The sequence below is a fragment of the Burkholderia guangdongensis genome, from assembly GCF_013403875.1.
Classification (GTDB): domain Bacteria; phylum Pseudomonadota; class Gammaproteobacteria; order Burkholderiales; family Burkholderiaceae; genus Burkholderia; species Burkholderia guangdongensis.
Genome location: NZ_JACBNX010000011.1, coordinates 1 through 16113 on the forward strand (window position 1 = coordinate 1; position 16113 = coordinate 16113).

Here is a 16113-nt window from a genome sequence, read left to right on the forward strand (position 1 = left end):
CCGGTGAAGCGCCGCTCGCCTTTGGCAATCAGCACCGGATCGAACGTCCCTTCGCGGTCGCGGGGAATCTCGACGTCGAGCAGGTCGTCGTCGGTCGCAACGCGCTTGCGGCTCGTGCCATTGCGGTGGTTTGTACTGCCAGCCGGCTTGGCTTCGCCCTTCTCGTAGCCCAGGTGGTGGGCCAACTCGCCGCCCAGTGCGCGCTCGAAGATCGCCTTCTTGAGCGCGGCAAGCTGCTCGTTGATCGTCGCCCGGTCCAGCGTCCCGGGCATCAGTTGCTTGATCAGCTCCGGGTCAAGGTTCAAGCCCTTGCCCGGTTCAATCGTCACTTCTTCCTTGCGTTTGCGTGGCATAAAGTGGCTCCTTGGCCATCAGTTTATGCCTCACACACAAGGTTCCGGATAGGCTCCATGGGCTCGACACGCCACACCAATATTGCACAGCGATTCAGACAACCCACGATGCTCCGAATCTCGTAATCGTGCTTCCCGCCCGATGCCTCGGCCGTCTGCTTGTCCGAGTTCCTCAGTATCTCGGCAACGATCCGCGCTTCCGCATCCCGCTCGCGGATGCCGAGTTCCTTCGCGACAGTCTTCGCGTGCCGCTTCGCCTTATCGCATTCGCTCTGGTGAAGCCACCGATTAAACCGCACTAAATGGCCACGAACCGATTCCGAATAGCCTTAATGCCTTGTGCGGCGAGATAACCGACCACGGCGAGCAACGCTGAAAATGGGAAACCAGCAAACCAGAGTTGCGGCGGCTGCCCGTTGAGCATCCCGAAGGGGAGCATAAGCGACCACGCAAGAAGCGACGAGAAACAGACATGGACGAGCGGCTCTTTCGTCACTCGCATTGCAAGGATGCCATAGGTCAAAGGAGTCAACACGACATTAGCCGACATCAGCGCGATGACGGCCATCGGGCTTTCACGCAACAGATAACCGATAAATGCGCCCAACATTGGCGGCATTAATGCAATCAGCAAGAACGGAAAGAACCAACGCCCCGTTTCCAGACGCCAGTCGTTCGGCAAATCGGCAAGCGCATTTAGCTTCCGCCCAATGCGACGAAATATTCCGAAACCCAATGCACTGGCGCCTCCCGCCATGAACATAACCCGAAAATCAAAATCCGCCGAGCGAATGAAAGGCGCCCCAAATCCCTCGAACAAGGAAATTGCCAATACAGCCCCGAAAATCGAATAAACCAATACCCTATTTTTCATATCTCAACCAGCCCTCTCTAATTTTTAAATCTTCCCAGCGAAATAATTTCCGCCACATCAACACACCAATTCACCACCAAAGCTCAGCCCAATAATCGGCCACATGGCGGCTCACGATCGCCCCCGAGTTTCCCGCGATCACTTTCATATCATTGCCGCACAACTGCCAATTAAACCAATCCAAATTCATTTGCAAATTCCGGAAGCGTCACCTCCATATTTCATTGAGAAGCCGTAAACTTCGCGAGGTAGCCCGAGAGAGCTATCTACGTCAGAGTCAAATCAATTGTCGCAATAATTTTATTCTTACGGAGCATAAAATGATCTTTTTCGACGCGCTTATCCATCCACCCTCGATCTAGCAGCGCCACCCGATATTTATCCGCAAGTTTATGATTCCACGAATTTTTCAATATGTTTACGTACAGCAACGCACCGCCAAATTTTGCATTCGAATATTGGAGATCAACCGCCCCCCTTCATGCAAGGCGTAATCCATGTCTGCGCTCATCGCAGCCAGCTTCATCTTGGATTCCAGCCTCGATGGATTTTCAACCCCAAATATCAAGGACGCAATTACGCAAATCAGAACCCACACACCGATCAGAACAGTTCTCCAACTCCAACGACTAACGATTTTCATTGCCAATCCCTGGGATAGTAAAGATTTGTTCTCCCCCCGATCACAACTACCGGATCGGCAATCGCGAGGTGACCGAACAAGAGATCCAGGACCGGATCCACGACGAAGAACAATTCGCCACCGAACGACGGCCTCGACGTCGCCCTCGTTCGAAACAGGCATGAACACCAAGCCCGGCATCGACCGGGCTCGGTGTTCAGACTAGCGACCTGATCTCTTCTTTTCGCAAAACCACGTCACTGTTCCCGCGAACAAACTGAACAGCACAATGAACACCGCCATTCGGCCCGCGCGATTCCACGTCGGCAATTGATACGGGATGTCGTACAGCAACCATTGCAGTGCGGGGCCAGCGATCAGTTCGCTGATAGGAATGCAGATTCCCATAATAATCAGCCAAAGCAACGCATTGTGCATCCAACGGAACCATTCAAAGCTTGTCTTCGACTTCATTTCTTAACAGTGCCTCCGTCGAGCTTGTTCTGAACAGCCGCTCCCGTTTTCTCCTGTATTGCGCCCCCAACTACTCCGCCCGCCCACGATGGAACAGCACTCGGCGGGACATATTTCGACATCCCCAGACCAACGTCCTGCCACTCTTGCCGGTACCAAGGGTTCAGCACGCCATTGAGCTTGCCCTCAACCTTGGCACCAATCGGATACCCGATCGCCGTCCCAACCGCAGCACCCGCCATCGCCCCATTCGGGTTCTGACCTTGTAACGCCGAACCAGTCAACGCCCCGCCCACGCCCATCAGGAACACCGGACCGAACCGCATCCCTGTCGATATCGCTCCGGTCACGCCCGACAACGTGAAGCTCGTCCAGTCGAACGGCTGACCGCTCGCGATTTGCACGCCGCCGTTCGCTCCCAAGCCAAGCAGTGCACCGGCGCCCATCATTCCCGCCGAAGCCAGCGGGCCGCTCGTCACCACACCAAGCCCGATCATCCCCACACCGGCAACCGTCGCTCCCACCGGATCCTTCTGGATGTTCGACGTCACCAACTCGTTATACGTCTGCCCTTGACCCAACTGCTGCTGCCCACGGTCATACGCGTCCTGATTCGGCTTGATGTATTGGCCGTTGTAATCGTGATTCGCATACTGCGGATCGTTCTTGTAACCATCGCAATTCAAGTTCTGGCAACCCACGATCCGCCGAATCTCGTAGTCGTGCTTCCCGCCCGACGCCTCCGCCGTCTGCTTGTCCGAGTTCTTCAGTATCTCGGCAACGATCCGCCCTTCCGCTTCCAGCTCGCTGATGCCAAGTTCCTTCGCGACAGTCTTCGCATGACGCTTCGCCTTATCGTATTCGCTCTGGTGAAGCTGTCTGTTGAACCGATCCACACTCGCCCCCACCAACGCCCCGGTCCCACCACCCACCACCGCCCCCGCGGCCCCGGCGATCGCATTCGCGGCCACATTCCCCAACATCTGATCAACATCATCATTCCCGGTCACGCCCTTCATCGACCGCCCGACCTCCTCAAGCGTCGGAGCCAACCCCGCCGACACCCCCGCCCCCACCGCACCACCCACCGCTCCGAGCCCACCACCGGTCAACCCGCCCGTCACCGCTCCGCCCGCTGCATGCGCGGTCACACGATACCGCCCACCTTCCGCCCAGCGCTCCGCCTCCCGCCGATACCGCGCCGCCTTCTCCGGATCGCTCGCCTGCTCCGCCGCCTGTTCCGCGCTCGCCTTCTGCTGGTCCGCGAACGCGCCGATCTGCTTCGCGATCGTCTCCGCCGCCACCTGCGCCGCGCTCATCAGGTCGGCCTGCTTGCCGAGCACATCCTGCAGATCCGGTGTCTGCGACACCGTCCCGTTCAGGTTCGTCGTATCGCGATTCAGCGTCGCGAGATCCTGCTTCTGATTCGCCGGATCCGTGAGCGTGATCGCCCCTTCGCTGACCGCGCTGCGCGTCCATGCGCCGTCACTCCCGCTCTCGCTGACGAACATCGGCAACGCGCCGCCCGGATTCGCATTCCGCTTTTCGCCCTGCTTCTCGCCCTGCTGCTCGCCCTTCTGCTCACCCGGCTTCCCGCCCTGCACCGGCTTCCGCGAATCGACGCCCCGCGTCTTGTAGTTCGCACCACCGTCCCCGACGCCGCCCCCCGCGCTCACGCCGGCACTGCTCGCGCGGTAATCCGAATGATTCCGCACGTCTTCGAAGCTGATCGTGCCCGTCGTCAGGTGATTCCTGTCCCGTGTCGCATCACTCGCGATATACGCCCCCTTCAGATCCGTATTCCCCGTCACGCGAATATCGAACCCGTCGTCACCCGCCTGAATCCCCGACTGCTCGTTCACGCCCGCATAGCTTCCGCTCGCGCGCCCCTTCTGCATGCTGAAGCTGCCGCTCGCGCCGCCAAGGCTCGCGCTGAAGCCGCCGCCGATGCTCGTCTGATGCGCGGCGCTGCGGCTCGTGTCCTGCACGCTCTCGAGATTCAGATTCCCGCCGATGTCCGCGGTCACCCGCTTCCCGCGCACGTTCGCACCGGCGACGTTCGTATCGCCGCCGCTGACGATCGCGAGCTTCCCGCTCGCGACGATGTGCGTGTTGTTCTGCGTAGCCGCATCCGAGTTCGCGTCGCCGTGCGCGCGCGACATCGCACCCGACACGCCGAATCCACCCGTCCCGACCGATACGCCGACGTTCATGCTCGCCGACTCGTTCCAGCTGCGTGTGCGGTCCGTATCCGTGCTGCCGACGAGATTGACCTTGTCGCTCGCCTGCAGCCGCACGTTCGTCGCATACACGTCGGAGCCGCGAATCGTCACATTGCCCTGCCCGTCGGCCTTGTCGCCGGTCGCGACAAACCTGACGCCACCGCCCGCCTTCACGCTGCTGCCCGCGTGCTGCAAGCTGTCCTCGGTGAACGTCGTCTTGCTGCGCGATGAACCGAAGCTGATTTCGAGCTTGCCTTCCGGCATCTTCCCGGCGGCGGACATCGCCGCCGCATCCTTCGCGGCAAGCACCGAATCGACGCCGCTGCCCGCCGCCGCGATCGCATGCAGCGCCGCCGCGCGACCGTCGCGACTAGCGGCCACCCCCTGCGCCTGCTGATTCACGTTCTGCACGGCATCGATCACCGGCGCCTTGATCCCGATCGAGATGCCGGTGCTCTTCATTTCATGCGTCTCGTCGTGATGCCGGCTCGTCTGCGCGGCGTCGACGATCACTTCCTTCGCGACGCCGGTCACGTCGCGCCCGGCGATGACGTCCGACCCGGTCACGTGCAACGCGTTGCCAGCCCGCATATGTACGCTGCCGCCGGTGCTGCCGATCAGGCTGCCTTGCGTGCCGAGCACCGTGTCGCGGCTCGTGTCGGTCGTGCGGGTCGTCCCATACGACACACCGACGCCCGCGCTGCCGAGCCCCGACTTCTTCACGTCGCTGAAGTGATGCTCGCTCGACGCGGTCTGCGCGGTCGTGATCGACAGATTGCGCCCCGCGACAAGCTCCACGTCGCCGCTGCCGGCAACGGTCGCGGCCTTCGCGGTGACGTCGCGCCCCGCGACGACCGTCATCGTATCGCCCGACAGCGTCGTGCCGACCGCATTCGTATAGCTACCCGAATCAATCGTGTGCGTCGACTTCGACGACAACAACCCGCTCTCTTTGCGGTAGCGCTCGTCGTATGCGCTCGCGCTGTGCTCGCCGGCGTTCAGGTTCACGTCACGGCCCGCGCTGACGCCGATCGCACCCGCCGCGCCCACATACGCGGCGGTCGCGTTGACGTCGCGGCCCACCGCGATCGCGAGCCCACCGCCCGCCGCAATCTGCGTGCCGGCATCGATCGTTCGTTCGCGTGTGGAGCGATTGCGGCCGTCCCAGTTCGTCGCATCGCGGCTGCTTTGCCGCACCGCGTTCAGATTCACGTCGTTGCCGGCGACGAGCGCCGCATTGCCCGTCGTCGCGATCGCCGCCGCGTTCGCGTTCAGGTCGCGGCCCGCCTGCACGTGCAACGTGCCCGCGTTGATCGCCGACACGCGATCGATCCCGGTGGCCTCTCCGTTCGCACTACGCGCGGTGCGCGTCGTGCTCGTCAGATTCAGATCGCGGCCTGCCGACAGCGCGACCGCGTTCCCCTGAATCAACCCGCCCAGATTGCTCAGATCCTGCTTCGCTTTCGCATTGATCGAACCACCCACGAGCGTGCCGCGATTCTCGATCGAATCGGCGCGAATGATCGTCAGGCGCCGGCTCGCGATCGTCCCGGAATTCTCGTACGTGCCCTGCGCGTCGACCTGCACGTCCCGGCCCGCGATGATCGTCCCGTCGCCGGTCACGTCCGCCGCGTGCGCGCGCAGATAGACCTGCGGCACGAGCACCGTCTGCCGGCTGCCGTCCGGCAGCGTCGCGGACTGTTCGACGAGCCACACGATGTCGCTCGTCAGCGCCGCCATCTGCGTATCGGTCAGCGCGGTGCCGATGTTCAGCCCGAACTGCCGCGCCGCGTCGACGCCGTTCGCGAGCAGCGCCTGATACTGGCGCTGGTTGTCCGTGTAGTCGCCAACGAAGCGCTGGCCGGTCGCGCGAATCACTTGTTGCTGGATCAGCTGCTGCTCGTAGAAGCCGTCTCCGATCCGCTTGAGCACCGTGCCCGGATCGATCTTCAACGCATCGAGCATCGTGTCGCTCGACAGCCAGCTCCGGTAGTCGGCGAAGCGCGGATCGGTCTCGACGACGAAGCGGCTTCCCGGATCGCGCACGACGCGGTAGAGCGCGTTGTTCGGCACGCGCGTGTCCGGCGCGACCGTGCGCACGACATTGCCGCCAACGTTCGCGTTCACCGGCGGGATCACGTCCGGCGCGACGCCACCGATGCCACCGATTCCGCCGATTCCGCCGATTCCGCCGACGGCGCCGATGCCACCGCCCATGCCGACATCCGCACCGCCCGCGCCATCCCCGCGCGTGCCGGCAATCACGCTCACGCTAACCCCGCTCGTGCCTTGCGCGGCCGCCGCGTCGGCGGCGACCTGCTTCACCGGCTCGACGCGTTTCGCCGGGTCCTGCGCGAAGACCGGCAGCTCGAACGTGCGCGGCGGAATCGCGGGCACGAAATCGGCGCGACTGGCCTTGCGCGTGTCGCCCTTGCCGAAGCCGCCCGATTCCACCCACGTCGTCCATGCGTTGCCGGTACCGGTGAAGGTCTCGGTGCCCCACGCGCCTTCGTTGTGCACGTTGGTCGGATGATTGCGGTCGCCCGCGAAGATCCAGCTCTTGTCGTTCACGCCGGACGGCGTATCGATCTTCATCTTGCCGCCCGACGTAACGACGCCCGGTTGCGACGCGATCACGGTGTCCTTCGCCGACGTCAGGGCGACATCATGCACGGTCCAGCGATCGACGAGATGCGCGTCCACGTCGCGGTCATACGCGGCGATCGCCGCATTCAGCGCCCGATGCGCGCCGCTCCACTGCGCGACCTTCTCCTTGATCGGCGCGCACACGGCCGCCGACGATTCGGCACACGACGTCGGTTTTTTAAGGGGCGGCAAATTCACGCCCATGTCCTTATCGGTCGGGATTTTCAGCGCGAACCAGCCTTTCGGGCCGGGAATGCCGTCGGAGCTGACAGAACCTTCTTTAAGGCTGCCGTTCCTCGCCGGCGCGTCGACGAACGCGTCCGGCCACGGCTGTTGCGGCTGCGCGATGCCGAACGCGTCCCACAATGCCGGGTCCATCTCGCGGTAGATCTCCGGATACAGCTCGTCGGTGCCGGCGATCCGCCCGAACGGTCGCATCGCGGCCGAGTTGATGTAGCCGGCGACGCCGTTATGCGTGAAGCGCCCGAACTTCTCGCGCGGATACGCGTCCGACGGCAGCAACAGGCGCTTCTGATCGTCCTCGTCGAGGCCCCACGTGTAGTCGTCGCCCGGCTTGATCTGGTGATTGTTCTTCTGATACAGAAAGACGTCCGACGCGTCGATGTCGTCGGGCGCCCCGTCCAGGCGATACCAGATTCGCTTGCTGGTCCCGCCTTCAATCTTCTCGGTTCTGAAATCCGCGTTGAGGTTCTCGAAGCGGTCGGTCACGATCGTCAGGGCGCCGCCCGCGTCGATCTGCGCGCCTTTGTTCGTCACGATGCCGGCCGCGCCCGTCGCGCGGCGCGCATCGTCGAGCGCGCCGCCGATGCGGATGTCCCCGCTTGCGTGGATCAACGCGTTCTCATGATTCAGCACGGTGCCGGCGCCGATGTCGAGATCGCCGCGCGACGCGATCACGCCCGCGACTGACTGCGCGTTCCGGCCGTTCGTCACCTTGCGCGCGCCGAGCGCGACCGTGTCGCCGTAGATGCGGCCGGTGTTGTCGACAACATCGCCGGCCGTCACCTTCGTCGCGCCGCCGTCGATCAGACCTTCGTTGACGACGCCCCGGTTCGCGTGCACGTTCGTCGCGCCATTGCCGACGATTTCGCCGGCCGGCCGGTTGTGAATCGCGTCGGCCGTCACGTTCGCGACGCCGCCGGCCGACAGCGTGCCTACGTTGTCGAGCGTGCCGCCGGCGGTCGCGGTCAGGTCGCGGCCTGCAATGATCCGCCCGCCGTTCGTCAGATCGCCGTGTGTCTTCACGTCGACGCCGCCCGACGACTGCAGCGTGCCGCCGTTGTCGAGCCAGTCCGCCGACACCTTCAGGCGCTGCTCGCCGTTGACGTTGCCGCCGGCGTTGAAGACCGTATCCGCGACGTCCAGCGTCGCGTCGCCGCGCGACTGGATGCTGCCCGATGCGTTGTCGATCGTCCGTGCGTGCAGCGACGCATCGCGATCCGCGCGAATCGCGCCGTCTGCGTTGTCGATCGTCTGCAGTGCTTCGAGCGTGACGCGCGCGCCTTCGATCCCGGCCCTCAGTCCCGACACGCCGGCGGTCGTCGGCAGCGTCGCGTTCGCGGTCTGCGCATTGTGGATCGTGTCGGCGGATACCTTGAGCGCGCCGCCCGCCTGCAGCGCACCGCGCGTGTTGTCGACGCGCGTGCCGGTGACGCTCGCGTCGCCGTTGCCGCCGATCTGGCCCGCGACGTTCGACACGTCGCCCGCGCTGTGGATCGACAGCGTGTCGTCCGACACGATCGAACCGGCGTCGTTGGTCACAGAGGCCGCGTGGATCGTGGTTGTGCCGCTCGACGATACGGCGCCCGTCGCGTTGATCAGTTCACCTGCTCGAAGTTCGACACCGTCGCCGAGCACTTGGCCACCGCCCGCGCGGCCGGCGAGCGTGCTGTTGTCGAACTTGCGGCCATGCGTATCGACGTCGCTCTCGCCGCCCGCGCGCAACACGCCGGAGCGGTTGTCGAACGTGCCGGAGCGCGACTTCAGCGATTGCGTCGCCGCGATCGCACCGCCCGTATTGTCGATCTCGTGCGTGCCCGACTCGAGCGAGACGTTCGCACCGGCGATCGTGCCCGATGCATTCGTGAGGCCGTCGTTCCCGAGCGTCGCGCGGTTCGCCGCGAGCAGCTTGCCGTCGCGATTGTCGGTGACGCCGCGCGTCGTCAGCGTCAGCGCGCCGTCGGTCGAGCCGATCTTGCCGCCGCGATTGGACGCGGTCTGCGCATGCAATATGACGTCGCGCGTCGCGGCAAGCGTGCCGTCCGTGTTCGTCAGCGCACCCGCGATGTCGACGTCGACGGCCGCCGCCAAAATCCGCCCCTGCGTGTTGTCGAGCCCGCCGGCCGAACGCACCCACAGTGTCCCCGCCGACAGCAAGCCGTCGCGATTCGACACCGACCGCGCATTCAGGTCGGCAACGTCGCGCGCGCCGATCGCGCCGCCATCGTTCACGAGCGTGCCGGCCTTCAGCGTGACGCCGTGACCGTCGATCGTGCCGCCCGCATTCGACAGCATGCGCACGGCCGTGACGTCGACCACTCCGCCCGCCTTCACGAACCCGCGATCGAGCACGACCTCGTCCGCAACGAGCCCGACACCGCGGCCCGCCGCGAACGTGCCGTCGCTCTTGATGCGTGCCGCGCGAGCCGACAGCGCGCCGTCGCCGGTCGGCCGGCCGTCGGCATCCGCGCCGGCGAACACGCGCCCGCCGTTGTCGAGCGATGCCGCCGCGCTCAATCGCGCATCGCCTGCCGCGGCGATCGTGCCGTCGTTCGACAGTGCGCCGCGCGCGTCCAGATCGACCGCCCGCGCGCTCGTCAGCGTGCCGCGCTGCGCGACGGTTTCGCCGTCGATCCGCATGTCGCCCGCCGACTGGATGCGCGCGCCGGGCTCGATCGTCACGTTGCCACGACTCGACACGCGAATATCCCCCGTCAGCGACGTCAGCTCGCCCGCATCGCGCACGCCGACGCCGGCCTCGGTGCCGACGAGCCGCACGCTGTTCGCGTACATGCCGCCGAGCGCCTGCACGTCGATCGCGACGCCCGGCGCGGGCCCGTCGTCCGCTTGCGCATGTGCGGCGTTCGTCGCGTAGTCGACGCGATTCGCGCCGGCCGTCGCATCGATCGAATCGGCCCACACCTGGCCGTTGATCGTCATCGCGCGCGAGATCAGGTCAATCGCGCTGCCGTGCGCATCGAGCCCCGCACCGGACACACCGATCCGGCCGCGCGACACATCGAAGCCCCCAAGCCCGCCGGCCGCATCGAACGTCGGCAGCCCGGTCGAGAGCGACACGCGCGGCGCGTTGATGAACCCGCATCCGGCACAGGTGATGCCGGCCGGATTCGCGATCACGAGATTCGCGCGACGTCCGGCGATCTCGGTCGGCCCGAGCAACCGCGTCGGGTTGCCGGACGTGACCTGATTGACGATCACGCGCGCGGCACGGTTGCCGATGAACGGATTGCCGGGCACCCAGCCGGCGACCTGCGTCTGCGTGGTGCGGCCGCTGTTCACGATGACCGCACCTTTCGTGCCGACGTTGTATTGCGTAAAACGGTTCATCGACACCCCGGCCGCGTTCGGCGCGGTGATGTTCACCAGCGGCACGCCCGACGCGGACACGCCGATAACCGGATGCGCCGGGCCGCTGCGATCCGGCGTCATCGGCAACGTCGCCGGGTTCGCATCGGCGATCAGTGGCTGCATACCGAATGCGCACAACGTTGCGAACGCAACCGCTTTTGCGGTGAACCAGATCGACATCCGGGAAGCATCGTCCTGCATCGCGTGCGGCGCCAGCCCCGCCAGCCGCACCGGCCGAAGCGCACGCGATCCCGCAGCGCCGCGATGCGCGCACGCATGCTCGCCGACCGCGACCCGCATGCCGCGCACCGCACTGAACACCAGCCGAAAGATCCCCGAATTCATGATCGCTTTTTGCTTGTCGAGAGGAAACGGCCGGGCCGCCGGATGCCCGCTCGGCACCGGCGGCCCGGGCTGCTACGCGGTTACTTGCAGCTCAGCACCGCGATGCCGTTGATGCCGCCGGTGCTCGGCGCACTGACGCCGTACGACACGACGAGATACGGCTTCGACGGATCGCTGCCGACGAGCCTCGTCATCAGCGACGAGCGCGTTGCCGTCGAAGTCTGGATCGCGCCCAGCCATGTGGCGCCTTCGAACGACTGCCCCTTGTCGCTGCCGATCGAGTAGCGCAACGAAATGTCCGCCTTCGGCACGAATTGATCGAAGACATCCTTCTCGAAACGCACCGTTGCAGATGCGTCGTCGAGCGAGCCTGGCGCGGTGTTGCCGTCGGTCGCGGTCGGTCGCGTCGACGCGACGAGCGAGCACGTCAACTTCTCATCGAGCGCCATCGTGACCTGGATCGGCACGCCGACCGCCCATACCTGCCCCTGATTCGCGGCGTACGTGTGGCCGGCCGAATCGCTGCCGGCCGTCCATCGGCCGATCGCGTACTGGCCGTTGCCGGCGATGTCGGTGATCGTGCCGGTCGACAGGCTCAGCACGCTGTCGTCGGACGTCGGCAGCTCGACGTACGCGCCTGGCGCCAGTTCCTTCAGCCCTGCGGCCGGCACGTCGCGCGCGTTGCGCAGCGTCGTGTTGGTCGGCAGCGAACCATCCGCGCGCCACGCAACCGGCGGCACCATCACCCTCGCCGTCGCCACGTCGCCGAACAGCGAAAGCGACTCGCCCTCGACCTTGATCGTCGCCGACGAGCCCGGCGCACCGCCGCCACCTCCGCCCGGCTTTGCCTCTTCGATCGACGCGCCGCCCGCCGCCGGCGTACCGCCCCCGCCCGGCTTCGCCTCATCGAGCGACACGCCGGGCGAAGCCGACGCGCCCCCATCATCATCCCCCCCACACCCCGCGAGCCCGAACGCCGCGAGCACCGCGACCGTCGCCGACGCGAGTTTCAGATAACTGCGTTGTCCTGCGGAATGCACCCTCTGCACCCTCTGCACCATCGTTACCATCCTTGTTTGCTTGTTGCACATGACCGGGCCGCCACCTGCGCGGCCCGACGGAACCACTCCCCGCTCAAAACAGCGCACTCGCCTGAAACAGCAGCGTCGGCGCGCCCGTGACGAAGCCATCGGGCTTCGACAGCGGCCAGCCGACCGACACGTCGTAGTTGAGCGTCGCGCCGAGCGGGTTCTTCGGCGTGACGTTGCCGCGCATGCCGACGACCGCGCCCGCGAGCGTCCGGCCGAGCAGGTACTGCGCAGCCGGCCCGCGCACGCGGCCGGCATCGATGCCCGCGTACAGCGCATGCGTGCCGAACGCGCTCGCCGGCAGATGCCAGTCGAGCTCGTTCGTGACCGCCCACCCGCTTTCCGCGGCGAGCGTGAGTTGCTGATCGAAGCCACGCACCGCGTGGCGGGTGCCGATCGAGAAGTAGTCGGACGGGAGCAGCGGTGTGCGCGCGACCTGCGCGTGCCAGCCGAAGCGATACGACAGCGCGTGGCCGCCGAGCCGGAACGGAAGCTGCGCGTTCGCGCTCGCGAGCAAGAGCCGGGTCTTGCCATCGAAGTCGGGCGCGTCGAGCACGGTGCCAGGGCGATGCGACACACCCGGCAGCGACGCGCGCCACGTGAGCGAGCCGTCGAGCATCGCGTCACCGGCGTACTGCCGATGCGCGATGCCGAGCTCGTAGCCGACGAGATCGCGGTGCTGCACGTCGATGTCGACGCCGTCGATCTCGTTGCGGCTGGTCTTGTGGAACAGGGCGCCGTGAATGTCGGTGCGCGCATGCGCGCTGCGATGCACGACCCCGGACACCTCCGCCTGCCACTGCGACTGCGCGCCGGTATACGCGATCGGCCCGTCGAAGCCGGCGGCCGTCTGCGCGTAGCGCGAGCGGCTCGCGCTCAGCGTCAGCAGCGCATGGCCGAACGGCACGCCGTAGTTCGCGGACGCCGACTGATTGCCCTTCCCGGACGCGCCGACGTGCGCATCGGTCGTGCCGGCGATCTGAAGCTGGTCGTACAGATGCAGCGGCGAATCGAACGTGAACGAGCCGAACATCGCGTATTTGCCGGTCGAGTCGAGGCCGGCGTTGTCCGCGCCGATCACCGCATGCCAGCGCTTGCCGGTGCCGGGCCGCAGCACGACGTCCGATTCGCCCGGCCGCGCGCCGGGCGCGATGTCGAACGTCGCATCGGCCTGCGACTGCAGCCGGCGCAGATTCTCGAGGCCCTGATCGATGTCGCGCTGGTTCAGCAGCGCGCCCGCCGACGTCGGCAATGCCGCGCGCAGCACGCCGATCGCCGGCGCGGCCGCGCGCACCGCGCTCACGCGGCCCGGCACGACCTGCAGCGTCAGCGTGCCCGCGTCGAGCGACTGCGGTGGAATCAGCACGCGCGACGTCACGTAACCGCGCGCGATCAACGCGTTGTTCGCCACGTCCTGAATCGCTTTCAGCGCGTGCTGGCCGACGCACGCGCCGACGGCCGGCTGCAGCAGTGGCGCGAGCCAGTCGAACGCGTTGTCGACGAGCACGATGCGGTGGACCGGAAAGCACGGCCGGTCGGACGGAAGATGCGCGAGATCGGGCGGCGCTTCGGCGCGCACGGACGGCGTCAGCACGTCGGGCGCCGGATTCAGCGCCTTCGCGTCATCGATCTGCCGTTGCTGGCGCCGCTCGACTTCGGGCCCGGGCGTGACGTGGGTGGGCGCCTGCTGCGCGGACGAAGCGCCGGTCATGCCGGCCAGCGCCGCCAGCGCAACGGAAAGCGCCACCGGGACGATACTTTTCATGCTGCGTTGCGTGTGGATGGTCTCTCGGCACGCAACTTAAAACAAAACATCAGACGAAAATCGACAACCTTTCATTTTCATGACGCAAGTCTAAAGATCGCTTCCACCCGCTTGCTCGATTACCGTGATTGACGCAACATTTCTCCTGCTATTTTTGAGACAACGCCGGCGCAAGCAACAACGACACTTAAAAGACACGTCGCCGCCGCATTTCTCTTCGGCACGCCGCTCGGCACGTGCGTATCATCGACGTCGGGCGCGCCCGATCCCGCGCGCCCGGTAGTGATCGCTCATTTCCCGGCGCGGTATACTTCCCGCGCCCTCCCCCGACGCCCGCTTGCCCGATGACGTCCCCGACCATCCATCCGCTCGGCGATTCCGCGCTCGTCTGCGCCGTGCCGCCGCCCGCCACGCTCGACTGCCAGCGCCGCATCTGGGCGGTCGCGGCGATCGCGCGCGCGTGGCCGCACGTCGTCGACGTCGTGCCCGGGATGAACAATCTGACCGTCGTGTTCGATCCGCTCGAAGTCGACATCGACGCGTTCGCGCCGAGGCTCGGCGACGCGTGGCTCACCGCCGCCGACGCCGACGAAGCCGGGCGCGACGTCGAGATTCCGGTCGAATACGGCGGCGACGCGGGCCCCGATCTCGCGGCCGTCGCCGCGCATACGGGGCTGTCGGCGGACGAAGTCGTCGCGCGCCATACGGCCGGCGAATACGTGGTGTTCTTCCTCGGCTTCCAGCCGGGCTTCGCGTATCTCGGCGGCCTCGACGCGGCGCTGCACACGCCGCGCCGCGCGGTGCCGCGCATCGAGGTGCCGGCCGGCTCGGTCGGCATCGGCGGCGCGCAGACGGGCATCTATCCGGCCGCGGCACCCGGCGGATGGCAGCTGATCGGCCGCACGCCGCGCGTGCTGTTCGATCCGGCCGGCGCGTCGCCGACGCTCCTGCTGCCCGGCGACCGCGTGCGCTTCACCGTCGCGGGAGCCCGCAGGTGACGGGCCCGGGCAACGCGCCGTCGAGCGTCGAGGTGGTGCGCGCGGGCCCGCTGTCGTCGGTGCAGGACGCGGGGCGCCACGGCGCGCGCCATCTCGGCGTCGCGCAGAGCGGCGCGCTCGACAATCTCGCGCTCGCGGTCGGCAACCGGCTCGTCGGCAACCGCGCGGACGCGGCCGCGATCGAGATCACGCTCGGCCCGGCCGCATTCCGCTTTGCGCGCGCGACGCGGATCGCGATCACCGGCACGGAGTTCGGCGCGACGCTCGACGGCCGGCCCGTCCATTCGTGGTGGAGCCTGCCCGTCGAAGCGGGGCAGACGCTCGTGCTGCCCGTCGCGAAGCGCGGCATGCGCGGTTATCTGTGCATCGCGGGCGGCATCGACGTGCTGCCGATGCTCGGCTCGCGCAGCACCGATCTCGCGTCGCGCTACGGCGGGCTCGGCGGGCGCGCGCTGCGCGACGGCGACCGGCTGCCGGTCGGCACGCCGCCGGCGAGCGCGCCCGGCTGCGTCGCGCCCGACGCGCCGGAGTTCGGCGTGAAGGCGCCGGCGTGGTGCGCGTTCGCACGCGTCGACGCGCCGCCGCGCCGGCACCGGAGCACGCATGCGCCGTGGGCGATGCCGGTTCGCGCGCTGCCGGGCCCCGAGCACGCATCGTTCTCGGCCGACGCGCAGCAGGCGTTCTGGGATGACGAGTGGCTCGTGACCGCAAACAGCAACCGGATGGGCTACCGCCTCGCCGGCCCAGAGCTGACGCGCGAGCGGCCGGCGGAGCTGCTGTCGCACGCGGTGCTGCCGGGCACGATCCAGGTGCCGCCGAACGGCCAGCCGATCGTGCTGATGAACGACGCGCAGACGACCGGCGGCTATCCGAAGATCGGCACGGTGATCCGCGCGGACCTGTGGAAGCTCGCGCAGGCCCGGCTGAACCTGCCGATCCGCTTCGTGCGAACCACGCCCGAAGCGGCGCGAGACGCGCTCGCCGCCGAGCGCGCATACTTGCGGCAGATCGACATCGCAATCGCGATGCGTAAAGAAACGCTTGAACGCACACGCTCACAGGCGGCCTGAGAGGAGACCAGTCGAGCGCCGCATCCGAGCGGCGCACCACGGAACAG

At 66.6% G+C, this 16113-nt stretch carries 8 protein-coding genes; 2 read left to right on the top strand and 6 right to left on the bottom strand.

Annotated features, from left to right (window positions below):
- The 6 genes from HZI36_RS12005 to HZI36_RS12030 all read right to left on the bottom strand — a co-directional run.
- Positions 1 to 329, bottom strand: a 329-nt coding sequence (locus tag HZI36_RS12005) for a transposase (protein ID WP_179403016.1), incomplete at its 3' end; no start/stop codon positions are given.
- 322 nt (positions 330 to 651) lie between these two features.
- Positions 652 to 1227 carry a hypothetical protein gene (locus HZI36_RS12010; protein WP_179402877.1) on the bottom strand — a complete coding sequence of 192 codons (576 nt, stop codon included), beginning with the start codon at positions 1225 to 1227 and terminating at the stop codon, positions 652 to 654.
- Between the two features lie 844 nt (positions 1228 to 2071).
- The gene (locus tag HZI36_RS12015) at positions 2072 to 2323 is read right to left on the bottom strand and encodes a hypothetical protein (protein WP_179402878.1); all 252 of its coding nucleotides are present in this window, start codon (positions 2321 to 2323) and stop codon (positions 2072 to 2074) included.
- Complete coding sequence (locus HZI36_RS12020; RefSeq protein WP_179402879.1) at positions 2320 to 11145, bottom strand: hemagglutinin repeat-containing protein; 8826 nt, start codon at positions 11143 to 11145, stop codon at positions 2320 to 2322. Before HZI36_RS12020 ends, HZI36_RS12015 begins: the two co-directional genes overlap by 4 nt.
- Before the next feature lie 80 nt (positions 11146 to 11225).
- Positions 11226 to 12206 (bottom strand): hypothetical protein, encoded by a 981-nt coding sequence (locus tag HZI36_RS12025; RefSeq protein ID WP_179402880.1) that lies wholly within the window; start codon positions 12204 to 12206, stop codon positions 11226 to 11228.
- Between the two features lie 73 nt (positions 12207 to 12279).
- On the bottom strand, positions 12280 to 13998 hold the full coding sequence (locus tag HZI36_RS12030) for a ShlB/FhaC/HecB family hemolysin secretion/activation protein (protein ID WP_246327055.1): 1719 nt from the start codon (positions 13996 to 13998) through the stop codon (positions 12280 to 12282).
- 344 nt (positions 13999 to 14342) lie between these two features.
- Here HZI36_RS12030 and pxpB point away from each other — a divergent pair, with 344 nt between their 5' ends.
- Both pxpB and HZI36_RS12040 read left to right on the top strand, forming a co-directional pair.
- Positions 14343 to 14996, top strand: a complete 654-nt coding sequence (gene pxpB / locus HZI36_RS12035) for a 5-oxoprolinase subunit PxpB (RefSeq protein ID WP_179402881.1) — start codon at positions 14343 to 14345, stop codon at positions 14994 to 14996.
- A complete protein-coding gene (locus tag HZI36_RS12040) occupies positions 14993 to 16066 on the top strand; it encodes a 5-oxoprolinase subunit C family protein (RefSeq protein WP_343050127.1) in 1074 nt (357 codons plus the stop codon). Before pxpB ends, HZI36_RS12040 begins: the two co-directional genes overlap by 4 nt.
- Positions 16067 to 16113 lie beyond the last annotated feature (47 nt).

What these genes read in the sequence shown, in the direction of transcription:
- HZI36_RS12010 (WP_179402877.1), bottom strand. Translation starts at nt 1,227, where the DNA reads ATGAAAAATAGGGTATTGGTTTATTCGATTTTCGGGGCTGTATTGGCA.
- HZI36_RS12015 (WP_179402878.1), bottom strand. Translation starts at nt 2,323, where the DNA reads ATGAAGTCGAAGACAAGCTTTGAATGGTTCCGTTGGATGCACAATGCG.
- HZI36_RS12020 (WP_179402879.1), bottom strand. Translation starts at nt 11,145, where the DNA reads ATGAATTCGGGGATCTTTCGGCTGGTGTTCAGTGCGGTGCGCGGCATG.
- HZI36_RS12025 (WP_179402880.1), bottom strand. Translation starts at nt 12,206, where the DNA reads ATGGTGCAGAGGGTGCAGAGGGTGCATTCCGCAGGACAACGCAGTTAT.
- HZI36_RS12030 (WP_246327055.1), bottom strand. Translation starts at nt 13,998, where the DNA reads ATGAAAAGTATCGTCCCGGTGGCGCTTTCCGTTGCGCTGGCGGCGCTG.
- pxpB (WP_179402881.1), top strand. Translation starts at nt 14,343, where the DNA reads ATGACGTCCCCGACCATCCATCCGCTCGGCGATTCCGCGCTCGTCTGC.